The following is a 22,457-nucleotide window of genomic DNA, read 5'->3' on the forward strand; positions in this document are numbered from 1 at the left end:
AGATGTCGAGAGTGCCAGCCCACCGATCCGCGAAGACAAAGCAGTGGATCAAGCGACAGATACCGACCGTCGCCACGGGGATCGGGTTCCTCCTTCTGTGGGAACTCGTCGCCCGCGTAATCGGCAACAATCGGATTTTCGCGACTATTCCCTACACCCTGAAACAGACGCTCGAGCGGAGTGACACTGTCGTCGTTCGGGTGATGGAGACCTTCACGTCCGTGTTCGTCGCGTTCATCCTCGCTGTCTGCCTCGGTGTGGTTCTGGGGATGGTGGTCGCCGAGCTCTACACCATCAGGCAGATGACGATGCCACTCATCATCTTCGCGTACGCAGTTCCCCACCCAGTCCTCGCACCGATGTTCATCATTTGGTTCCTCATCGGCGGGGATATCACGCTTCTCACGTTTCAGAATCCCGCCGCATACGTGCTCGGCTCCGAAATGGTCAGAGAGTCGACGCTGAGTCTGGCGATCGACGGTGTCTCTACCTTCGGTGCATGGGTTGGGTTCTTCCCGGTCTTCCTCAGCACGATCACCGGGATGAACGCGCTAGAGGAGCGATTCCAACACCTGGGCGCCGTCCTGGGTGCCTCGAGATGGCAGATGGTCAAGTACTTCCGGTTCTGGCGTGCCATGCCGAACATTACGAGCAGCATCAAATCGACCGTCCAGCTCTCCATCGTGGGAGTAATCGTCGCGGAGTTTATCGCGTCTTCATCCGGGATCGGATATCAGATCGTCTTGGCGTGGAAAAACGCGGCACTCGGCTACATGTTCGGGGTCGTCATCGTCATCATGCTCGGCTCCTACCTGTTCTACCAGATTGCCGTGTGGACGCTCAAGGCTGTGACGCCGCCGGGGTCGGTTTAAGAACTCAATCTTTCGCAACGGTGTTAGCGTACAGTCCAGCCACTCATGACGATGGGTTGAACTAGGCTTCCTCACAGTAGCTTTATCACGCCACCAACAAGAAGCGCTATCAGGATGCGGATAGACGTCCACAATCACCTCCTGCCGGAACCGTATATCGACCTTCTCACAGAATGGGACACGCCCGTGGGCCTCGAGGTCGAAGATGGGAACCTCTACATGGCCCACGAGCGCTCTGGGACGGCCAGCGTCGCAGCCGGAAACAGGATTCCTGTAAACGAAGGGTTCACGGACGTCGAAACTCGGTTCGATTGGATGGATGAATACGATGTTGACACGACGTTGGTCTCTGTATCCACCCCGAATCCACTTCACGACGCGTTTACTCCTGAGCAGTCGACGCAGCTGATTCGAGCCATCAACGATGGTTTTGCCGAGCTGCAATCCGACTACCCGGGGCGCATCGCCGGACTCGGGATGCTCCCACTTCGAGAGCCCGAAGAGGCCATTGATGAAGTTGACCGGATCGCCACGGACCTCGACCTGCATGGGATCGCCCTTCCCACGTCGATCAACGGTCAGAAGCTGTCGGCAGAGGAGCTAGCACCTGTGTTTGACCGAATGGATGAGGTAGATCTGACGGCCTTTATCCACCCGCACGGAAACGTTCTCAGCGACGAGTTACACGAGGACGAGTCGTTCCTCAACCCGCTCGTGGTGTTCCCGACGGAGACGACGTTCCAGATCGCCCGCCTCATCTACGACGGGTTCTTCGACGACCACGAGTTCGACATCGTCCTCTCGCATATGGGGGGAGCCCTTCTTCAGCTGGCCGGCCGATTGAACAGGGGCCGTGACGAGATCGACGACCCTGAAGCTGGGCCGGAGAAACCGATACTTGAGTATCTTCAACGGTTCTACTACGACTGTATCTCCTTTCACCACCCCGCCCTCGCGGCGGCGATCGACACCGTTGGGCTCGAACAGTTCGTGTTTGGCACGGACTTCCCATTTGATGAGGAAGACACTGAAACTATCGTGGCCGATGTCGAAACTGTGGTTCCATCCGAGTCGGACCGCGAACGCCTCATGGTCTCAAACGCTGCTGAACTGTTCAACATATAGAAAACCGCAAACAAGCAGCGTAGCTCAACCTGCCCTATTCAGTGTCAACAACTCCCCCAAAAATTGGATATGGTAAATTAAATATCTATTATTCGAATCAGGGATATTACTCAAGATTCAATATAATAATTGAGATGGGTAGCGGACTTCTTCGGCCTTTGGGCTCTCTCATGGCCTCCTAGCGAATTTGATTATCAGATAGATAATGCTACTATAAGTGCCACTAGGAAAATTGTCGGGCCATTACTTGGTTCTTTAGTAGGGGATTGCTGCTGTCTCCAAAAACCGATTGAGTGATATATCTGAACAGAGATAGAATGACAGAAAATGTATGCTATGTCGAAATCGGAATGAGGAAAATTTGAGATGTATGCTATCGATTCGATAGTGATTGGGTGGCGCCACCGTTATCCACTGAAACCCCAAGCATTGTTTCGGAACCGTTCTCGCCTGGATCGAAATCGATCACCTCCGTCTCTAACGGAAGTGCCCGCACCTCGAGACCGCGCCACTCACCGTCGACACCGACAAGAGCTTCCGAGTAGCCTGCCCGATCGTTCCCAGGAATCGCGTCCTGCACGAATCGCATCTGTGCGTAGTTCAGGCCGAACTCGTTGGCCCACTCCTCGTCCATACCGTCGAGCCGATGAAATTGCTTGACTGCACACTGGTCGAGGATGGCTTCCGACTCCGGATGCTGGAAGAACTCGTCGACAGTCTGGGTGACAAGCTGGATTGAGAGATCGTGATGACGGTGATGGCGGAACACCGTCTCGAGGAAGGACAGGCTCGCGGTGTCCTGCATTACGTACCGCGCCTCGTCGATGCAGAATACGACCTCCTTCTCGGTCTCCTTTGCGCGTTCGTAGACGAGCGAGATGAGAAGTTGCATCAATAGACTCGTGGTCCCACCGACGCTCCCCTCCTGCTGGCCGAGATCGAGATAGATGAGACCCTCATCACGAATATCGAACTCGGTCGGCCGCCCGAGGTTCTCGAACCGGCCGCCCTCGGCGAACGGTCGGAGTTGATCGATAAGCCACGTCGCATCGGCCCGTAACTTGTCCTCCTCCGCAGCCGTCCGAACGACGAACGGTTGGGGATCGTCGACCAACGTCTCCAGGATATCGAGGACGTCCCTGAGCGTCGGGCTCTCGTTGGCGTGCGTGGCGATGTCGTCAGTGATCCCCTGCTCTCGATACGCATGGTCGATTGCGAGTTCGAGCGTCGTTCGCCGATCACCGAGGTCGACACCACGGAGGGCGAAGTAGTTCGTGAGGAAGCTCAGAACGCTCGCCTTCTTCTCGCTGAACGGGCTGGCGTCCTCGCCCATGGCGCGCTGGACGTGCTCCGGAGTCAGTTTGATCTCCAGAGGATTCAGCCCCATCGTCCCACCGACCGTGATGCGACGGGCGCCGAGCGCGTCAGCGACGCCGGCCCAGTTGTTCAGCGGTTCGAGGATGATTCCCAGCCGGTTCGGCGACTGGGCGATCGACCGGAGGAACTGCTGTTTAGCGCCGAACGATTTGCCAGAGCCCGGGTCACCCACGGTGAACTTGGCATAGCCGTTCTCGCGGGCGAAGGGGTCGATGACGAGCGGGCTGTCCGTGTGACGATGGACGCCGACTTCAACCCCACCGGGCTCGAGGATCGTTGGCGTATGTGGTGAGGCGAGCACGGCCCCCACCGCTCCACCGAGTGCGACGGCTTCACGGCCGAATGGATTGCCGGTCAGTGGGGCGGCAGCTCGGACAGCGAGATCCTGTGTGCAGATCGCCGTTTTCGGGGTGAGGTTCGCGGGCGTATCGCGGAGACGGCGGCGAACGGTCCGCACGTCCTCCCGCAGTGTTTCGCGAGAGTCGGCCCGGACGGTGACAAACATAGCCTGGCCGAACACTCGCTGGCCGTTTTCGACGGCAGTGTAGGTGGCTGCCGCCTCGTGAGCGCGCTCCTGCAGGTAGCGCCCGTGGACACTCCGTTCGAGGTCGGCATCGACCTGGAGGTCGTCGGCCACCTTCTGGAGTTCGTCACGGGCGCGTTCCTGATTCCTCGGCGTGATTCGAACCGTACAATCGAACTGGACGTCGGTGAGCGTGAACAGCTCGTTGAGGTAGCCGTCGGCGGGGTAGTCGGGCCAGTCAGCAACGTACAGCGTGCTCGTCCACTGCTCGCCGACACGGGCCGCTCTCGTCTCCCACTCGACGGCCGCAGGTGCGACAGCATGCTGCTGGCGCTCGGCGATCTCCTCGAGAACTGCCTGCTCGGCGTGGGCATCCCGCAAGACCGACTCGTCGAACACGGCACCGGGCTCGAACGGTTCGGGCTCCGCCCGACGATGCCACCACGTCGTGACCAGTACGCCGAGGAGCAGCGCCCCCAAAAGGGCAGTACCTACTGGAAGCAAAGGCAACTCCGTGATGGGACCCTGAAGCGGGATGAGCGAGGACGGGAGATTACTCATCGACGGCCTCCCGAGGATGATGGTCGATCGCAGGCACCGTGCTGACGGCAGCGGCGGCGTCACCGTACTCATGGGTCTCGCCGTTCCAGAACTCCATGGCGAGCAGGTACAGTTCGGGCGTGTCGAGCCGGTGGCTCGACCAGCCCCCAGTGGCTCCGACGAGTTCGGTTTCGACCGCTCGGCAGCGCCTGTCCAGCAGGTCGAACAACTCAGCCCGGAGTTCGCCCTCGGTCAGGCGTTCGCGCCGGGTCACGAACGGGGTGACGAGGACGCCGAGCACCGGTATCCGACTCAGCCGCTCGGCGGGTGGCCGTTCGTCAGTGTGGCGGTTGTACACCTCGAACGGCGTCACCTCCACACCGAGGTAGTAGTGGAGCTGCTGGGTTTCGGCGAGGTCAGCAGGCCGCCGTTCACGATACTCCTCCAGGAGCTCGCGAAACACCGGGTTCGCCGCGACGTCGTCGTCCATCAGTCGGTCGTCGATCTGGTCGATGAGTTGCTCCACCGGAAACGGACGCGTCGTCGCGTGGAGTGTCAGCGGAAAGTCGAGGTCGTTGTTGGCGAACTTCTCGGCGACGGCCTGACGGGACGCCCAGTCACCGGACATCGCGAAGTCCATGTTCGCCGGATCGAGCTGGAGCATCCCCACCATGGTCCCGTCGGATTGCTCGATTGCGCCGGCGCCGGGCCACGCCCGTTCGAGTCCCGTGAGATCTTGCGTACGCTCGTCCGGCGTGAACGGACTGTATTCGCGGACACCACCATCGGTCTGTCTCGCCGCGTTCGCTTCGTCACTTGAATGGCCCGTGGGAGCAGCGACGGTAACGCGTGGCCGGGCGAGATAGTAGCGAGCGACGTCACCGAGCCAGGTCCCAGCAGGGAGATGCGATGGGGAGGCCACCACGGCAGCGACTCCTGTGAGGATGCCGAGTAGCACGAGGGGAAGCACCAGTACGTCGATTCCAGTGAGGCCACCGAGAAGCAGTCCGACGGTCGGAAAGCCGACGAGGACGTACACGTCTCCCTCGGGGATGTTGATGATCGGAAGGCGACTCTCTTCGCCGATAGCGTCCATGATGCGGCGGGACGCGGCGTCGTGATCGTTCGTCATCGTCGGGACTCAGTAGTATCCGGGGTCGTTCTCGGTCCGCCGATACGAGGGAACGCCGCGCTGGCCGTTCGCGTCAACGACGACGTTGTCCTGGTTCGTTCCAGCAGTGTTAGCGGTCTGCACGTGTTCGGTTTGTCCGCCTGTTCCGTTCGTACTCGATGCAACGCGCTGTGCGACTGCATGACCAGCAGCGGCTTTCGGCCCCCATCGGGCAGCCGTTGAGGCGGCATACGGGCCAGCGACAGCCCCAGCAGTGACGACTGCACCAGCGGTTACCGCGGCGCCAGTGGCGGTGCCGAGCACTGTCGCCGTCAGTGGGGACGCGTACTTGAACAGCTTCCAGACGACGAGTACGGCAAGGAACGGAAGCGATGCTGCGAGGAGATAGCTGAGAAACGCGCTCTCGGGGGCTAGGGGTGCGCCGGTTCCCTCGCTGAACAGGAGGGCGTATGATTTGAACAGGACCGCGACCGGAAGCGGCATGATCGCCAGCGGGACGAACTTCAAACTAAGTGCCTTCGCAATTCGGGAGACGACAGGAAGATTGCCGAACGTGATGGCGATCGCCAACGGCATTCCGTACACGTAGATGTAGAGGAGGACTTCTCGAATGAACAGGAGCGCTTGGAGTACCCACATTGAGAGTCCTCCTAAGGTGGCCATTGAGAGCGCAAGGGCCGGATTGGAGAGGGATACACGCAAAAAGCTCAGCATGGCGCTTGTGACGACCGCTATGTCCGGTATCAATGCAATAGTGAATCCATCGACAAGATAGAGGGTTAAGACGCACACCCAATACCAGGTCACTATTAGAAATGCTCCAGTCCAAGCTGTGCTCCCTGTCTTCCTAGCTTCATACCTACTTCCCATTTTGAAAATACGAACAGTATGCCGTCCTTGGACACAAGTCACGAGCAACAGTAGTCCAACGAGCATCATTTCACCGCCTACGAGAGAATCATGGAGTTCAACCCATGGCTCGTTCGTTGGTCTTCCGAAAACAAACGATCCCTCCGTTGCGGGAGTTGGTGTACCAAATTGACTCTTTGCGAGAGTTCGATAGCCCTCGATTATGCCGCTCTGGAACCAGTCAATGATCCGTTCGACAGCATCTTCGAACCATTTGAGTCCAATATCAACTAGCGAGATGTTACTCAAGGTTCCACCTCCGAGATCCTGACATTACAGGAAGGGAACCCTTCGCCTGTATACTCTACATTATATGACTTCCTGTGAGAGTCCTTACTAAGCTCAGTGAGGATTTTCACCGAAAACCTTCCTTCGACAGTCTCAGGTCCACATGAGATGTTACTGCCTGACGAACCAAACGGTTGGGTGAAGCTGAAGATGTTTTCCTCCTCGTCAACCGTGATTAGGGCCTTCTCGCGATGTTCGTGAAGACCGCTCTCTGTATCATAGATTCCGCTCTCTTCGAAATCATTGGGTGTCGGTTGCGGAACGTCACCTTCGAAGCGAAGCTGCGTCACAGCATCTGGCCCAGTTCCGTGATTTTCCACGGTGACAATGGCCTCTGATCGGATTGCCTGATCACTCGCTCCTTCGTACATCTCGTCGGGATGGTTCCGGCCGAGCTTCAGATCGGTAATCCGGACGTCCGGACGGATATCAAGACTCGCTTCGTCGACCGTCTCCTCATCGGCGATCGCGTGAACTTCGTACTCTCCCGGTGAATACGGCATCCCGAGGTCGATCGTTTCACGGGTCACACCGGCTGCTACGCTTCGCGTCGCGAACTCCGATCCATCCGGTTGAATCACCGTGAGCCCATCGACGGAAGCGTCCTCACGAAGCGTGACGACGAGCTGCATCTCGCTCACAGTGACGTCACGAATTGCACCATCAGATTCTCCCTGGCCATCGGGCGCCCCAGTACAGCCAGCAAGTGGGAGGACCGTGCTCCCAGCGATGCTTCCAAGGACTGTCCGTCGGTGGAGGTGTCGATCGGTGTGTATCATAGGTATTCGTCGTACTGCAGGAATCTTCCGAGGCGTATGCCGCCGTACAGGGCTGTGATGAACGGGATAGACCACCAGACCACCTCGGCGATGAGGGCCGTCCAACCGGAGATGGTCCACAACGGGTGCCAGGAGAGGCTCGCGGAGTCACCGACATACGCCGGATCATGTGAGAGCCACGAGCCAGGGTGGTAGCGGGCCGTGTAGCTCCCCGGTTCGTTGACAGTCACGACAGCGACGCCCTCGACATTCGTCTCGATTCGCTGGCCGTTGACGGTGATGTACCCTTCACGTGCTTCCCCACCAATCGGAACGGCCTGTGGGTCGTCGCTCTGCGTTTCCGCGAGGTGAATCGGTACACCTGTGGTGGCATCGGAGAGTTCGATCCGGAGCGTCGCCGTAGACTCGTTCTGCTCCAGAACATCGATGCTCAGGTTGCTCTCGTGCAATGGGCGCTCAGCGTTCCCATCTGGCGTGCGGATGGTCGCATTCACCCCGCGCACGACTCCGTGGACGCGAAGCTGATCTGGGTCGACGTCCGTGTACCGAAGCCCGAGCCCGTATGACCGCGTGTAAGAGGACGTGACAACGTCAACCGAGACGTTCTCGTGGAGTCTTGATGCGGGGGACTGACTTTCCGTCCCCCAGACGTCCAGGATCGTCGGCCCATCACGAACAGGTTCCGCACGTGGACCGATCTCCGATGGGTAGGCGTGGACGTACACCGGGCGAGCGTCCGAGTCGGTTCGCTCAGAGCCGTCGACCCGGGCGTGAACGAGTTCGTCCCAGCTCTCATCGCGGGCTGTGTAGTAGCGCCAGATACCACGGACCCGTGCCTCGCCGTCCGCGGTCAGCTGATAGCCGTGCCAGGGCTGGCTCTGATAGATTGCTACCCCCGCATCGCCGTTGGGATACCCAACCCGGTACTGCTCCACGACCGGGTCGTAGACCCTGACAGGAACGGAGTCGGAGACGGTGAGGTGGTCGGTGGTCATCTCCGACCCATTGCCGAGCCCTTCCGTCATCTGACCCGAGAGGGTGACGCGGATGTCGGCCTCGACCTTGAGGGTCGTTCGCCTGCTTCCGTTGGTCCTGTATTCGATGACGGGCAGTTGTGATCCATCAGTGACCGCCAGACGGTCGTCGCCAAAGTAGAGGCGAACCTCGCTCACCTCGTGATCGACCACCGACCAGCCACCAGAGCCGGTTTCTGTTGGTCCGTCCTCGGGGACTCGCACGCGATAGTCGACGAGTCCTCGGACCGTCCCGTGCGGCGCGATGTACAGTGGTGAAGTGCCCGGATCACGGTGAATTCGCGTCGACGGATGGACGGCGAAGAGTGACGCGTGTGCGTCCGCGATCGCCACCGATTCGGTTAGATTCGCGTCTGGTGGATGTACCGACGTCTCTCCATCGCCGGGTTCGAGGTTGCCGAAGTCGTGTGCGCTCCAGGTCGCTGCTGTCGCCGGTGGTCGTTTGAACGTGATGTCAGTGCAGTTGGCCAACTCCTCCATCGCGTGCTGCTCAGATTTCGAGCCGACCGATCCGTTCGGGTCAACAGTACAGCGATCGGAGTCCTTTGACCAGAGTGTCGCCGTCTCGTTGTCGTCGAGTGGGCTGTCCTCAGCTGTCTGCTGGGAGCGCTCAGTGGCAGCACCAAGTCCGACCACGACGACGCCCACGGCTACCAGGATGGCGACCAGCGCCTGCGGTGACTGCGATCTCATTGCTGTCGAACACAGGTTACCAGGGGACCAGGTCGACACACTGCGCGAGCGGGAGGTTCATCATCGAACCCGCGACCATGTACAACGGTCCGAGGACTAACAGGAGGAGCGCGGATTTCAGCGCGCCTCGTTTGTGCCGTTTGAGTCCTTCGCGCTGCTCGGGATGAAGGGTAAACATCTCTGCGAGCGAGTCCGCTTGCCAGACAACGACGACCCCGATGACCCCGATCCCAGTTGTGAGCTGGAAGAATCCCGAGATCATCTCGGGGAGTCGTTCGGCCGCACAGACGGCGGATTCCTGTGCGACGACGGGTTCGACGAGGGCGAAGCTGAGGAGGACAACTGTTCCGAGTACTCGACGCAGCACCTGCGAGCGGTACGGTTGGGTATCGGTTTCTGAACCTGTGTCGGATTGGACTTCTGTGGAGGTCATGGTTGAGGTTGGGTCGTGTGCCGGGAACCCGGATCAACGTGGAGAGCTGAATCCCTGGTTCCACTATCTGTACATACAATATACTATGGAAGAGTAGTTGAATATAATATTATTGAATTGGATAAAATACGCAACTAACAGGTGTATTGATGAACCAATCCCGACGCTGTTCTCCCCTGGTCGGGTCGGAACGTAGGACAGTATCTACTCGCGGTCCCCTGCCTGGTTCCGACCGCAGCCAATCGCCAATCTGAGGACCTCTATCAGGCGGAGGATTAAGACGCCCTCACGCGTTTCCACTCGTACTCATGGCTTCGGGAACGGTCTGCTACGCCTGCGGTACAACCTACCCCTCGACCGAGCGCCTGCGCTGCGACTGTGGCGAGCCAGTCTGGATCGAGGTCGACCCGTCGGGGTTCGACTGGTCGGCCGTCCGCGACGGCGAGCAGGGCGTGTGGCGCTATGCCGACCTCCTCCCCGTCGAGCCGTCGACGGATGTGAGTGCCGGCGCCGGCGATACACCGCTCATTCGAGCCGAGCGACTCGACGAGTACGCCGGCTGTCGGCTCCACGTGAAGGACGAGGGGCTGAACCCCACTGGCAGCTTCAAGGACCGCGGCAGCGCCGTCGGCGTCGGGGCGGCGATCGAACGCGGCCGCGAACTCGTCGGCACCGTCTCGCACGGCAACATGGCGATGAGCACGGCGGCGATGGCGGCCGGCCGCGGCCTCGACTGCGTCGTGCTCGTCCCGGAGCGCATCCCACCCGGACGGCTCGAACTCATCGCGCAGTACGAGCCGACGCTGCTGAAGGTGGCAGGCGACTACGGGAGACTGTACGACGAGACCGTTTCCCTCGACACTGAGCCGGCCATCGAGTTCGTCAACTCCGACGCCCCCCTCCGCGTCGAGGGCCAGAAGACGGTCGCGCTGGAGCTCTGCGAGGCGTTCGCGCCCGACGTCCCGGACGCGATCGTCCTCCCGGTCAGCAGCGGCGGGCACGCCAGCGCGGTCTGGAAGGGGCTCCGGGAGCTGTCCGCGGCGGGCGTCGTCGACGACCTCCCGCGGCTCTACCTGGTCCAGGCGGCCGCCTGCGACCCCGTCGCCCGGGCGTACCGCGAAGGTGCCGAGACGGTGACGCCGGTCGACCCCGACGAGACGGTCGCGTTCTCCATCTCGAACGCGTCGCCGCCGAGCGGGAACCGGGCACTCGCGGCTGTCCGCGACACCGGCGGCGCGGCGGTGTCGGTCTCCGAGGCTGCGATCACGGAGGCGCAATCGATACTTGCGACCGAGGCGGGACTCTGCGTCGAGCCGGCGAGCGCGACCACGCTCGCCGGCGTCCGGACGCTCACCGACGAGGGCGAACTCGCGGCCGACGAGGACGTCGTCGTCGTAACCACGGGGACCGGATTCAAGGAACTCGGAACTGGGAGCGAACCGTCCGACGCCCGGACGATCGACCTCGGTGACCTCGAAACGGAACTCTCAGCGATCGTGTCGAATCCGAGTGGCTGAGGGCGAATGAGGTAGAATCGTACATCTGGGGGGTTGGTATCAGGGGAGATGTTACTCGAATAATAACAGGGCCTTGATGTACGTCCGTGTTGAATCACCTCGTACGATGCCCACAATATGGGTGACGTATTCCTGAACGAACACTCGGACGTGAGGGATACAGTCTCCCTGCGTGGTCCAAGACATGACATGTGAAGAATCACCGGGAGACACGGACGCGACGAATCGGGATTCCACGAGGGATGCAGGTCCCTCTGAGACCATCGTCCGGACAGAGTGGGTGGAGTCCGGACGGCCGAGTATCGCCATCGTCGAGGCCATCGCGGAGGCGACCGGACGCGACCCCGTCTCCGTCGCGCCGTTGTACGAGCACATCGATAGCGACGCCCTCGACGCGCTGGTAACCGCTGCGAAAGACAGTTCGCGTCCCGACGTTCGCGTGTCGTTTTCGGTGGACGTGTTCACGATCGTCGTCGACGGCGGTGGCGGGCTCGAAGTCCGCGCCCGTTCGACAGGAGTGTGATCTGGCGGGCGAGCACTGATTTCCGACACGGTCGCCCTCCCTACCGAGTTACGAGTGGGTCACGGAGTACGACTGATCGCCTTCGACCTATCCTCCAGTAGGCTTCGACTCACCCTCCGCGACGATCGGGCGGCCGCACGACACTCCACCGCGCAGGTGGGTGAACGAGTTAGTACGCACGTCTCGCATAGTCTCACATGGGACACGAGTTGGACGACGTTGACCGGAGCATCCCTTACCTGTTCCAGCGGAACGCCCGCGACACGACGGCACAGGAGATCGGGGACAGCGCGCTAGTGTCCGTCCTAGATGTTCGGAGGCGCGTGAGCGTGCCGCTCGACTGAGTCTTTAGAAGCTCTGCCCGAGCCCGGCCCGTGCGGTCGGCCGTGAGAGCGACCCGTCCCGCAGTGAGAACGACCCAGTCCCGAAGTCAGGGCTGGGAGGCGTTACGCCGCCAGCGATACTCCAGGACCCCCCAGACCACTGCCACGACGACTGCCAGCAACAGGGCGGACAGCTGGCCGACGCCGAGCCAGACGGGCGTGATGTACATCAACCCGTTCAGGTACTTGCCCGGGAGGACGTCCTTCACGCCGATCCAGAACTGGTCGACGGGGCCCCCGGTTCGCGAGGCCAGCCCCGCACGCTCCGCGCTGGGACCGCCGGCGCTCTCGTCACCCGTCCCGAGGCGCTCGGCCTCGTACGGGAACGCCACGCGCGCGGCCCAGACGACGTTCCCGTCGGTGTCCACCTCGAACACGCGGTTCCCGTTCGAGTCGGTGATCAGCGTGTGCCCGTTCGGCAGGCGGTCGGCGTCCCGCGGCCACTGCATCCGGGCGTCCCGCCACTGCCAGGATTTGATCCACTCGCCGTTTTCGCGCTGGTACTCGACGACGCGGTTGTTCTCCGAGTCCGCGACCAGCACGGCCGGCCCCCCGTTCTCCTCGGGGATGTAGTCCGGATTGTGCTGTTCGTAGATGACGCCGTAGTCGTCCTCCGACCCGAGCGTCCAGTTCTCGTCGGTCCGGCCCGTCTCACGGTCGATGAACAGGGCCCGGTCGAGGTTCCGAGCGCTGACCATGATGCGCGAGCCGTTATCGACGAGTTCGACGTCGTTGATGTGCGTCCAGTCCCCGGGGTACGGGCCGCCGGTCTCCTCGGGGTCGAACTCGTCGGAGGCGTTCCACGTCCAGACCGTCTCGTCGCTCGTCTCGTCGACGACGAACACGCGGTCGAGGTAGATGTCGGCGACGACGAGGTGGGTGTCGTTGATGCGGTCGACGTCGTGGTACCGTGTCGCCTCCTTGCCGGGCGTCATCCGCGACCAGACGGGGGTGACCTCCCCGGTAGTGAGGTTGACGCGTTCGACGCCGTTCCGGGTGCACGCGTCGGCTTCCTCGTGATGGTCGTAGTACGCGTCCCAGGTGTCCTGGTCGACGCCGTGGCGAGCGGGGTCCCATTCGTCAGGATCCGGGCAGTCGGGGCCCTCGACGTGGTCCGCGTAGGTCGCCTCGACCGTCGCTCGCGTCCCGGGAACCGGGTCAACGTCCCAGTAGCGGGTGTGTGTGTCGTTGTAGTAGAGGATGCTCCCGTTCGGCGCGTACGCGACGAGTTCCGCCCGTCCCCGGGGGCCGTCGCTCTCCTGTCCACGCCACGAGTTCGAATCCATCCCCATCACGGTGATGTCGTCGCGTTCCGGGACGACCTGTTGGGATCGATCGGCCATCACCTCAGACCCCGATTTCCCTTCGAAGCCGCTCTCCCCCGAGGGATTACCGACGTACGCGGCCGCGGTTCCGACGACGCACCCGACGATGACGAGCGCGAACAGCGCCCGATAGAGCAGTTTCTCGGGCATTAGCTCCTGCGTCCGCGAACGTGGCTACCGGCGAACGGACGCGCGTCGCTGGCCGACCGATCGTCGAAGCGCGCGGTGTCGGCAACCCGCCAGCAAGGGGAGCAGCGGGACACGTCCCTCGAGTCTCGGCACGGTCGATGAGCGGACATCTTGCCAGAACCCTTCGCTCGTGGCGTAAACAGATTTCCGCTTTTCGTCGATACCATCGGTTTCCTCGAAACGAGGACAGCGGACGCATCCGCTCGATGGACTCCCCCCGACGGTGTCGATTCCGGGCTCTCTGAGAAGAGCGGCCAGGAACTGCAGAGATCGGCGGAGAACGCGGCTATCGGGCGTGGAACAGCCGATTCACAGATACGTGTATATACACGTGCCGCGTACTCCCCCCGTGGATCTCTCCGCCACCAGGAACTGCCACTGTCTCGCCGCGCGCCGCCGCGCGCGGGAGATAACGCGACGCTACGAGGAGGAACTCCGCCCCCACGGACTCCGGGCGACGCAGTTCTCCGTCCTCGCCGCGCTGGCCCAGACGGGCCCGAAACCCCTCGGGGAGCTCGCCGACCTCCTCGGTCTCGATCGCACGACGCTCACCAGGAGCGCCCATCGCCTCGAGGACAAGGGGTGGATCGCGGACGCCGAGTCGGCGGACGCCAGGGAACGCCCCCTGCGGCTGACCCCGGCCGGCCGCCGGAAGATCGAGGCGGCCTACCCCGCGTGGAAGCGGGCGCAGGACGCGGTGGAGCAGCAGGCTGGGCAGCGACGGACGGAGCGAAGCCACGACGGAGCCACGACGATGACACCAATCCAGCGGCAGACCGAACGGGAATCGCGAACGGAACCGAGCGAGCCGTCGACGGACCACGAGGAGTGACACGATGCAGAAGATCACGCCGAACCTGTGGTTCGACGACGACGCGGAGGAGGCGGTAGACCGGTACACCAGCGTATTCGACGATTCGGCGATCGGAACCGTCAGCCGGTACGACGAGGCATCGGCGGAAGCGTCCGGACGGCCGGCGGGCAGCGTCATGACCGTGCCGTTCGAACTCGAAGGCCAGTCGTTCCTGGCGCTCGACGGCGGGCCGGGGTTCTCGTTCACCCCTGCGATCTCGTTCATCGTCAATTGCCCGACGAGGGAGGGGGTCGACGAACTGTGGGGACAGCTTTCAGCGGGCGGCGAGGAACTGATGCCGCTCGATACGTACCCGTTCAGCGATCGGTACGGCTGGATCCAGGACGAGTACGGCGTGTCGTGGCAGCTGATGTTCGCCGACCACGTCCCGAAGCGAGAGATCGTCCCGTCCCTGCTGTTCGTCGGCGATCGGTGTGGACAGGCGGAGGAAGCGATCGGCTTCTACACGTCGATATTCGGCGACTCCGAGGTCGGTGACGTGGCCCGCTACGGCCCGGATCAGGGGCCGGACGAGGAGGGGACGGTCATGTACGCCGACTTCAGGCTCGAGGGCCAGCGGTTCGCGGCGATGGACAGCGCGATGGACCACGGCTTCGACTTCACCGAGGCGATCTCGTTCGTCGTCGACTGTGCGGACCAGGAGGAGGTCGACTACTTCTGGGAGGAACTCACGACGGACGGCGGCGAGGAGGGACAGTGCGGCTGGCTGAAGGACCCCTACGGCGTGTCGTGGCAGATCGTCCCGACCGTGCTGTCGGAACTGCTGGAGGGCGAGGATTCCGAGGGTTCGAGGAGGGTCACGGAGGCGCTGCTCGGAATGCGGAAACTCGACGTGGAGGCGCTGGAGGAAGCGTATGCCCCGTGATACGGGAGGGACGCCCATCCCGACGGCGGAACTGGCCGCCCCGGCCCGACGAGCACTCGACGGAGCCGGATACACGACGCTGGAACAGCTCGAAGCGGTCCGAGAGGCGGACGTCGCGGAGCTACACGGCGTCGGTCCGAGTACGGTAGCGACGCTTCGCGAGCTACTCGAAGCGCGGGACTTGTCGTTTCGAGGGGGCGAGTAGCGTGGAGCACGTCGACTCGACGCCGGAGAACGGGAGTGCGGCGATCTCCACGTTCCTAAGCAAGGGACCGCGAGCGTGACGGGGACCTCCGGGGAGGGTACGAGCACGCAAGTCACCCGGGTCATCGAGGCACCCCGCGACGAGGTGTATCGAGCATTCCTCGACCCGGACGCCGTCGCCTCGTGGCTCCCACCAGCGGGCATGACCGGCCACGTCCATCGCTTCGATCCGCGCGAGGGCGGCGAGTTCCGCATCTCGCTGACGTACCGGGACCCGGCGGATTCGCCGGGTGGAACGGGTGGGAAGACCACCGGGGACACGGACACGCATCGAGGGCGGTTCGTCGAACTGGTTCCCCACGAGCGGATCGTGGAGGTCGTCGCGTTCGAGTCGGACGATCCGGCGTTCGACGGCGAGATGAGGGTCACCGTGAGTCTGGCCGACGTCGCCGACAGCACCGAGGTCACGTATCGCTGTGAGAACGTACCGAGGGGGATCCGGCCCGAGGACAACGAGGCCGGCTGCCGGTCGTCGCTGCGGAACCTGGCCGCGCTCCTCGAATGAGCCCGACGATCGCTCCAGCGAATCGCTCCGGGACTGTAACCCAATCAGACACTACAATGAACGACGAACCGACGTACGCGATCGAAACCACCGGCCTGCGGAAGTCCTTCGGGGAGACGCAGGCCGTGGACGGCATCGACCTGCAGATCCCCCGGGGGTCCGTGTACGGGCTCCTGGGACCCAACGGCGCCGGCAAGACGACGGTGATCCGGATGCTGGCGACGCTGCTCCGGCCGGACGAGGGTACCGCGACCGTCCTCGGCCACGACGTGGTGCGGGACGCGGCCGAGGTCCGCGCGACGGTGAGCCTCACGGGCCAGTACGCCTCCGTCGACGAGGACCTGACGGGTCGCGAGAACCTCGTCCTCGTGGGCCGCCTCCTGGGGTTCCCGTGGCGAGACGCCGGGGAGCGCGCCGACGAGCTGCTCGCGGCCTTCGGCCTCGCGGACGCCGCCACACGGCAGGTGCGGACGTACTCCGGCGGCATGCGGCGTCGCCTGGACGTCGCCGCGAGCCTCGTCGTGACGCCCGAGGTGCTGTTCCTGGACGAGCCGACGACCGGCCTCGACCCGCGCAGCCGGAACCAGGTTTGGGCGATCATCCGCGCCATCGCCGCCCAGGGCACCACCGTCCTCCTCACGACGCAGTACCTGGACGAGGCCGACCGGCTCGCCGACCGCCTCGCCGTCATCGACGACGGGCGCGTCATCGCCGAGGGAACGAGCCGCGAACTGAAGGCGGCCGTCGGGGCGAGCACGCTCAACGTCCGCGTCCAGGACCCGGATCGCCGCTCGGAGGCCGAGGCCGTTCTGGGCGAGGTACTCGGCCTGGAGGTCCACGACGGGACCGACCGGGACGCGCTCTCGGCGAGCGTCCCGGACGAGGAGCGCGCCGCCGCGGCGCTCGCGGCCCTCGCCGATGCCGGAGTACGGGTCGCGGAGTTCTCGCTCGGACAGGCGAGCCTGGACGAGGTGTTCCTGGCGCTCACGGGCCGCCCTGCCGAGGACCGGGTCGAAGAGCCGGGTGCCGCGAGAACGGAAACGACGGAGGCGAGGACATGAGCGCCGAGACGCCGGAGGCGCCCCCCGTCGCCGAGGACGAACTCGGCGGCGTCCTCTCGAAGGCCGAGCGCCCACCGCGCGCCGGGGCCGTCTCCGCTTCGCTCACCCTGGCGTGGAGAGCGATGCTCAAGATCAAGCACGTCCCCTTCCAGCTCTTCGACGTCACGGCGTTCCCGCTCATGTTCACGCTGCTGTTCACCTTCCTCTTCGGCGGTGCCCTCGCGGGCTCGCCCGGCGAGTACATCCAGTTCCTCCTGCCGGGCATCCTGGTCCAGTCCATCGTCTTCATCACGGTCTACACGGGCTTCGGGCTCAACACGGACATCGACAAGGGCCTCTTCGACCGGTTCCAGTCGCTCCCGATCTGGCAGCCCGCGCCGATCGTCGGCGCGCTCCTGGGTGACCTCGTCCGCTACTCGATCGCGGCGGTCATGGTCATCGGGCTCGGGGTCGTCCTCGGCTTCCGGCCCGGCGCCGGGGTCGGTGGCGTGCTCGGCGGTCTCGCCCTCGTGCTCGTCTTCGCGTTCAGCCTCTCGTGGATCTGGATCCTCGTCGGGCTCTCCGTCGAGAAGCCCGAGTCCGTCATGACGACGAGCTTCCTCCTGCTGTTCCCGCTCACGTTCGTGAGCAACATCTTCGTGGATCCGACGACGATGCCGGGGTGGCTCCAGACGGTCGTCGGTGTGAATCCCGTGACGCATCTCACCGACGCCACCCGCGGGCTCATGCACGGCGGCGTCGCGCTCGCGGACGTGGCGTGGGTGCTCGCGGCCTCCGCCGTGATCGTCGCCGTGTTCGCGCCGCTGTCCCTCCGCAAGTATCACGAGGAGCGGTGAGTGAGGACGGTGGCGTCGTTTACCCGCGCGGGAACGCGGCGCGGAGTACCTTCGACTCGGCCTTCCGCAGGTGTTCGGCGGCCGTGCTGGGCGCACACTCCATCCTCGCCGCGATCGTCTCGTAGTCCCCCTGGCGCGGAACCTCGTAGTAGCCGACGTCGATGGCGACTTCGACGGCCTCGCGCTGGCGTGCGGAGAGCGACGTCCCGACCAGTCCCGGCGTCGCTCCCATCCCGCTCACCGCGTCGACCGTCACCTCGAACGGGGACGGGACCTGCTCGATGGCGGCCTGCACTTCGTCCCGAGGCCCGAACACCGAGAACGTCACCGAGCCGTCGCCGTAGACGAGGGGAGGCACGACGAGCAGGCTGCCGCGGGTGAAGGTCCCGAAGAGCCGCCGCGAGAGCTCGTTCAACTCGTTCCGCAGGTACGCGTAGAAACGACCGTCGCCCGCCGACACGAGTTCGAAGTCGAGCACCGCCGCGATCCGTCGTATCCCGTCCCGAAACGCCTCGGCGTCGCCTTCCGCGTACACCATCAACCCGAGCCGGTCGCCGGAGACGTTCCAGTGGAGGCCGACCACCCGGTCGAGGTACGGCGCGTCCGAGAGCACCCGGTACATGGCCGGGACCTCGCTCCCGTCCCCGGCGGGTGCGACGGTGAGCCGGACGTGTCTCATCCCGTGGACGCTCCCTCCCCCTCGGCTTAAACCTCCCGTGGAGTTCCGGCAGCAGGGATACGGCGCTGGCGCGACTATCGAGGGTATCATGCGAGTGTTCCTCGCGGGTGCGACGGGTGTCCTCGGCCGTCGGCTGGTCGACCAGTTCGCCGACCGGGGACACGAAGTGGTCGGGCTCGTCCGGGACGACGACGGCGCGGCGCTCGTCGAGACGCGGGGCGGCACGCCCCAGTACGGGGACGTGCTCGATCCGGAGACGCTCGCTCCGGCGATGGCGGGCGCCGACGTGGTCGTCGCCGCCCAGACCGCGCTTCCGGTGAAGGACAAGCCGACGGAGGCAGACTGGGCCCGGAACGACCGCGTCCGGGTCGAGGGCACGCGGAACCTGGTGGCCACCGCGGACGACACCGTCGACCGGTTCTGCTTCCCGAGCGTCGTCTGGGTCGCCCGACAGCCCGACGGCTCCCGGTTCGATGAGCGGGCCGAGCGCCACCCGGACCGGGCCACGCGGTCGGCGGCCGACGTCGAGGACCTCCTCCAGGACGCGGCGTCGGAACACGGGTTCGACGTCACGATCCTGCGGCTGGGCTTCCTCTACGCGCCGGACGCGGGGCACACGCGCCAGATGGGCGAGGGGCTCCTCTCCCGCGACTTGCCCATCGTCGGGGGCGGCCTGCTCGGCCGCCGGGACGCGGAACTGTCGCTGCTCCACGCGGACGACGCGGCGCGGGCGTTCGTCGAGGCGATCGGTGCGGACGCGACCGGCCTCTATCACGTCGTCGACGACGAACCGGTCTCCGTGGCCGACTTCTTCTCGGCGTTCGCGGCCGAGTTGGGCGCGCCGAAGCCCCGTCGGGTTCCGGGGTGGCTCGCCCGGTTCCTCGTCGGCCGGGAGCAGGTGAACGTGCTCACGAAGCCGTTCCCCACTACCGCCACCCTGTTCCGCAGGGACGTCGGGTGGGAACCGTCGTACCCCACCTACCGCGAGGGGCTCGCGCAGGTCGTCGGGAGGTGGGCGGACGACGGCACGATCCGACGTACTGGGACCGGGTACGAGTGGGTCGGGCACGAGACCGCCCGCCAACCGAACGCCGCGGAGGCCGCCCCGCGAACGTGAACGAGTCGGGGGCCCCAGGAGGTTCCTCGGACAGTTCCGGTGATCGCGGACGAACGAGTCGTGGCTTCCCGAACGAATGCGTGTGATTCGCCCCTCCGGTCCGCGAGAGAAAGCACTCCTGATCACCGATCTGTATTACTGGTGGGGATAATACACTCCACCAATACTACCAAAAGTCATATGACGGCCGACGTACGTCTTCGAAGTGAAACGGACCATGCCCCACGACACCGACCGGTTACTGACGACACACATCGGGAGTTTGCCGCGACCGCCGGAGCTACGCGAGCTGTTGAAGCGACGCGACGCGGGCGAGGAGGTCGACGAGGACGAGTGGGCGAGCGCGGTCGCGGACGCCACCGAGACCGTCATCCGGCGTCAGTCGGAGGTCGGGCTGGACATCGTGAACAACGGCGAGCAGCCCCGGGTCTCCTTCAACTGGTACGTGGCGAACCGAATCTCGGGGATCGGCGGCACCCGCGAGGCGCCGCTGTGGGACGACCTGCAGGACTACCCCGAGTACGCGGAGACCGAGTTCAAGACCGACACCATCGACCTGCGAACCCAGCCCGCCGTGGTCGAGCCGATCGAGTACGTCGGCGCCGACGCGGCGCGCGAGGAGCTCGACGCGTTCTTCGACCTGCTCGAGACGACTGACGTCGACTTCGAGGAGACGTTCATCACGGCCGCCGCGCCGGGCGTCGCGGCCGCCTCCCTGTTCAACGACTACTACGACTCCCACCGGGAGTTCGTCTTCGCGCTCGCCGACGCCCTCCGCGAGGAGTACGAACTGATCGCCGAGACGGGCGCGACCCTCCAGCTCGACGCGCCCGAACTCCTCGCGTCGGGCCACCGCGGCCCCCAGGACAAGTCGATCGAGACGCTGAAGGGGATCATCCGGCTCCACGTCGAGGCGCTGAACGAGGCCGTCGCCGACATCCCTGCCGAGCAGATCCGCGTCCACACGTGCTGGGGGAGCTACGAGGGCCCCCACCACCGGGACGTCGAACTCGAGAAGGTGCTCCCGGAGCTGTACGAACTCGACGTGTCCGGCATCAGCATCGAGCAGGCGAACCCCCGGCACCAGCACGAGTACCGCGCGTTCGCCGAGCATCCGCTTCCCGACGACTGGTACCTCATGCCCGGCGTGGTCGACGTGAAGACGAACGTCATCGAGCACCCGGAGACGGTCGCCGACCGGCTGGAGCGGGTGATCGACGCCGTCGGCGACCCGACCCGCGTCGTCGCCGCCCCGGACTGCGGCTTCGACACGCAGGCGGGGCTGGCGATGGTCGACCCCGAGATCGCGTGGGCGAAACTGGAGTCGCTGGTCGACGGGGCGGCCGTGGCGAGCGAACGGGTGTTCTGACGGGCCGGTCCGGTTTCGGACCCTGCGTGGAAGAATCCGACCGAGCAGACCGATCGGTGTGGCCGACGCGAGGGCGACACCCCACGGGGGGAAAGCAGTCGACGGTCGCCGAGTCGCCCGCCGACAATTAGCCGGCAGATCCCGAACGCAGTTGCATCGTCGCGACGGTAACACCCCCCAGGACGGTCGAGAACAGGAGGGTCGCGCTCCGAAAGATGAGCGCGCCGGCCGTCGCCGTCGCCGCGGGCACGCCCGTCACGGTGACGAGGAGCGCGACCAGCGTCGCGTCGACGGCGCCGATGCCGCCGGGGAGGGGGACGAAGTCGGTCACCGCGACGGTCGACACGACGAACACCGGCACCGCGACCGGGACGCTCGCCCCGACGGCGGCGAGCGCGATCCAGAGCACCGTCGCCTGCAACAGCCAGCCGAGCGTCGACGACGCCAACCCCAGGACCAGCACCCGACGATCGGCGACCACCCGCTCGAGACCGGCGACGAACGTGCCCACCCGTTCCTGCAGGTTCGCGGGCGTGATGCCCCGGGCGCCGGGGACGACGCGCGCGGTGACTTGCTGCAAGGTGACCAGGACCGAGACGGCGCGGACCTCGATCCACCGCTGATAGCGCCAGCCCAGGACCCCGATCACCACCAACAGCGTCGAGACGCCGAGGAGCGACGCGGCTACGATCGCCAGATCACGCCCGAGTGCCGTAGTGGTCCCGACGTACACCAGCCCGAGAAACGCCAGGACGGGCGCGGGGAGGTAGTTGATGACGTCGGTGCTGGTCACCGACAGGAACGCGGTCTCGTAGTTCGTCCGGGTCGACCGCGTGACGAGGAGCGCCGCGATGGGTTCGGCGCCGCCGACCGAGAACGGTGCGACGTTGTTCACGAACAGCACGTTCAGGAAGACGAGCAACGACCGTCGGGGGGACGTCGGGACGTCGAGGGCACCGAGGATGAGGTGGAGCGTGTAGCTCCACGAGGCGATCCAGAGGAGCGAGACGAACAGGGCGGCGCCGACCCCGACGCGATCGGCGGCGCCGAGCGCGGCCACCACCTCGGACACGCCGACGATCCTGACGAGGGCGAACAGGACGAGGAACGCGACGCCGAAGCCGACGAGGATCGAGCGCGCCGTCCGTGACCGTGCCTTCATCTCGTCTTACTCGTTCGCGCTCCCACTAGTGTGCTGTCCCCGAATCGGGGAGGGACTCGATCCGCCGAACCGTCGTGCAGCTC

The 22,457-nt window shown here is 64.4% G+C and carries 22 protein-coding genes; 13 read left to right on the plus strand and 9 right to left on the minus strand.

Going from position 1 to position 22,457, the window contains the following annotated elements:
* The first annotated feature begins 2 nt into the window (after nt 1-2).
* On the plus strand, nt 3-872 hold the full coding sequence (locus HUG10_RS16165) for an ABC transporter permease (protein WP_179170550.1): 870 nt from the start codon (nt 3-5) through the stop codon (nt 870-872).
* Nucleotides 873-986: 114 nt separating this feature from the next.
* Nucleotides 987-1,997 carry an amidohydrolase family protein gene (locus HUG10_RS16170; RefSeq protein WP_179170551.1) on the plus strand — a complete coding sequence of 337 codons (1,011 nt, stop codon included), beginning with the start codon at nt 987-989 and terminating at the stop codon, nt 1,995-1,997.
* 373 nt (nt 1,998-2,370) lie between these two features.
* Here the strand turns inward: HUG10_RS16170 and HUG10_RS16175 are convergent, their stop codons facing one another.
* The 6 genes from HUG10_RS16175 to HUG10_RS16200 are packed head-to-tail and all read right to left on the minus strand — an operon-like array spanning nt 2,371 to nt 9,705.
* Nucleotides 2,371-4,458 carry a VirB4 family type IV secretion system protein gene (locus tag HUG10_RS16175; RefSeq protein WP_218780613.1) on the minus strand — a complete coding sequence of 696 codons (2,088 nt, stop codon included), beginning with the start codon at nt 4,456-4,458 and terminating at the stop codon, nt 2,371-2,373.
* Nucleotides 4,451-5,569 carry a hypothetical protein gene (locus HUG10_RS16180; RefSeq protein WP_179170552.1) on the minus strand — a complete coding sequence of 373 codons (1,119 nt, stop codon included), beginning with the start codon at nt 5,567-5,569 and terminating at the stop codon, nt 4,451-4,453. The genes HUG10_RS16175 and HUG10_RS16180 overlap by 8 nt, the downstream gene beginning before the upstream one ends.
* Nucleotides 5,570-5,578: 9 nt before the next feature.
* Nucleotides 5,579-6,727: a hypothetical protein gene (locus HUG10_RS16185; RefSeq protein ID WP_179170553.1), complete on the minus strand. Its 1,149-nt coding sequence runs from the start codon at nt 6,725-6,727 to the stop codon at nt 5,579-5,581.
* The gene (locus HUG10_RS16190; RefSeq protein WP_179170554.1) at nt 6,724-7,545 is read right to left on the minus strand and encodes a hypothetical protein; all 822 of its coding nucleotides are present in this window, start codon (nt 7,543-7,545) and stop codon (nt 6,724-6,726) included. Before HUG10_RS16190 ends, HUG10_RS16185 begins: the two co-directional genes overlap by 4 nt.
* Nucleotides 7,542-9,272, minus strand: a complete 1,731-nt coding sequence (locus HUG10_RS16195; RefSeq protein ID WP_179170555.1) for a hypothetical protein — start codon at nt 9,270-9,272, stop codon at nt 7,542-7,544. Before HUG10_RS16195 ends, HUG10_RS16190 begins: the two co-directional genes overlap by 4 nt.
* Before the next feature lie 16 nt (nt 9,273-9,288).
* Nucleotides 9,289-9,705, minus strand: a complete 417-nt coding sequence (locus HUG10_RS16200) for a hypothetical protein (RefSeq protein WP_179170556.1) — start codon at nt 9,703-9,705, stop codon at nt 9,289-9,291.
* A gap of 308 nt (nt 9,706-10,013) precedes the next feature.
* Between HUG10_RS16200 and thrC the strand changes: the two genes are divergently transcribed.
* The 3 genes from thrC to HUG10_RS16215 all read left to right on the plus strand — a co-directional run bounded on the left by thrC (nt 10,014) and on the right by HUG10_RS16215 (nt 12,089).
* Nucleotides 10,014-11,222, plus strand: a complete 1,209-nt coding sequence (thrC, locus tag HUG10_RS16205) for a threonine synthase (protein WP_179170557.1) — start codon at nt 10,014-10,016, stop codon at nt 11,220-11,222.
* Between the two features lie 172 nt (nt 11,223-11,394).
* Nucleotides 11,395-11,745 carry a HalOD1 output domain-containing protein gene (locus tag HUG10_RS16210; RefSeq protein ID WP_179170558.1) on the plus strand — a complete coding sequence of 117 codons (351 nt, stop codon included), beginning with the start codon at nt 11,395-11,397 and terminating at the stop codon, nt 11,743-11,745.
* A 197-nt stretch (nt 11,746-11,942) separates the two neighbouring features.
* Nucleotides 11,943-12,089 (plus strand): hypothetical protein, encoded by a 147-nt coding sequence (locus tag HUG10_RS16215; RefSeq protein ID WP_179170559.1) that lies wholly within the window; start codon nt 11,943-11,945, stop codon nt 12,087-12,089.
* Nucleotides 12,090-12,175: 86 nt separating this feature from the next.
* On the opposite strand, the gene HUG10_RS16220 is transcribed toward HUG10_RS16215, so the two are convergent.
* Nucleotides 12,176-13,603: an arylsulfotransferase family protein gene (locus tag HUG10_RS16220; protein WP_179170560.1), complete on the minus strand. Its 1,428-nt coding sequence runs from the start codon at nt 13,601-13,603 to the stop codon at nt 12,176-12,178.
* A gap of 388 nt (nt 13,604-13,991) precedes the next feature.
* On the opposite strand from HUG10_RS16220, the gene HUG10_RS16225 reads away from it, so the two are divergent.
* From HUG10_RS16225 to HUG10_RS16250, 6 genes are all read left to right on the plus strand, one after another.
* Nucleotides 13,992-14,474 (plus strand): MarR family winged helix-turn-helix transcriptional regulator, encoded by a 483-nt coding sequence (locus tag HUG10_RS16225; protein ID WP_179170561.1) that lies wholly within the window; start codon nt 13,992-13,994, stop codon nt 14,472-14,474.
* A gap of 4 nt (nt 14,475-14,478) precedes the next feature.
* Nucleotides 14,479-15,381, plus strand: coding sequence for a VOC family protein (locus HUG10_RS16230; RefSeq protein WP_179170562.1), 903 nt, complete (start codon nt 14,479-14,481; stop codon nt 15,379-15,381).
* On the plus strand, nt 15,371-15,586 hold the full coding sequence (locus tag HUG10_RS16235) for a helix-hairpin-helix domain-containing protein (protein ID WP_179170563.1): 216 nt from the start codon (nt 15,371-15,373) through the stop codon (nt 15,584-15,586). The genes HUG10_RS16230 and HUG10_RS16235 overlap by 11 nt, the downstream gene beginning before the upstream one ends.
* Nucleotides 15,587-15,661: 75 nt before the next feature.
* Nucleotides 15,662-16,150, plus strand: coding sequence for an SRPBCC family protein (locus HUG10_RS16240; protein WP_179170564.1), 489 nt, complete (start codon nt 15,662-15,664; stop codon nt 16,148-16,150).
* A 56-nt stretch (nt 16,151-16,206) separates the two neighbouring features.
* A complete protein-coding gene (locus HUG10_RS16245) occupies nt 16,207-17,211 on the plus strand; it encodes an ATP-binding cassette domain-containing protein (protein WP_218780614.1) in 1,005 nt (334 codons plus the stop codon).
* Nucleotides 17,208-18,047, plus strand: a complete 840-nt coding sequence (locus HUG10_RS16250; protein WP_179170566.1) for an ABC transporter permease — start codon at nt 17,208-17,210, stop codon at nt 18,045-18,047. The genes HUG10_RS16245 and HUG10_RS16250 overlap by 4 nt, the downstream gene beginning before the upstream one ends.
* 19 nt (nt 18,048-18,066) lie before the next feature.
* Here the strand turns inward: HUG10_RS16250 and HUG10_RS16255 are convergent, their stop codons facing one another.
* A complete protein-coding gene (locus HUG10_RS16255) occupies nt 18,067-18,726 on the minus strand; it encodes a helix-turn-helix domain-containing protein (protein ID WP_179170567.1) in 660 nt (219 codons plus the stop codon).
* Nucleotides 18,727-18,814: 88 nt separating this feature from the next.
* Here HUG10_RS16255 and HUG10_RS16260 point away from each other — a divergent pair, with 88 nt between their 5' ends.
* Both HUG10_RS16260 and HUG10_RS16265 read left to right on the plus strand, forming a co-directional pair.
* Complete coding sequence (locus tag HUG10_RS16260) at nt 18,815-19,843, plus strand: NAD-dependent epimerase/dehydratase family protein (protein ID WP_179170568.1); 1,029 nt, start codon at nt 18,815-18,817, stop codon at nt 19,841-19,843.
* Nucleotides 19,844-20,060: 217 nt separating this feature from the next.
* Nucleotides 20,061-21,212 carry a cobalamin-independent methionine synthase II family protein gene (locus tag HUG10_RS16265; RefSeq protein WP_179170569.1) on the plus strand — a complete coding sequence of 384 codons (1,152 nt, stop codon included), beginning with the start codon at nt 20,061-20,063 and terminating at the stop codon, nt 21,210-21,212.
* A 127-nt stretch (nt 21,213-21,339) separates the two neighbouring features.
* Here HUG10_RS16265 and HUG10_RS16270 read toward each other — a convergent pair whose 3' ends face one another.
* Nucleotides 21,340-22,374 (minus strand): lysylphosphatidylglycerol synthase transmembrane domain-containing protein, encoded by a 1,035-nt coding sequence (locus HUG10_RS16270; protein ID WP_179170570.1) that lies wholly within the window; start codon nt 22,372-22,374, stop codon nt 21,340-21,342.
* Between the last annotated feature and the right edge of the window lie 83 nt (nt 22,375-22,457).

The sequence above is a fragment of the Halorarum halophilum genome (assembly GCF_013401515.1).
Taxonomy (GTDB): Archaea; Halobacteriota; Halobacteria; order Halobacteriales; family Haloferacaceae; genus Halorarum; species Halorarum halophilum.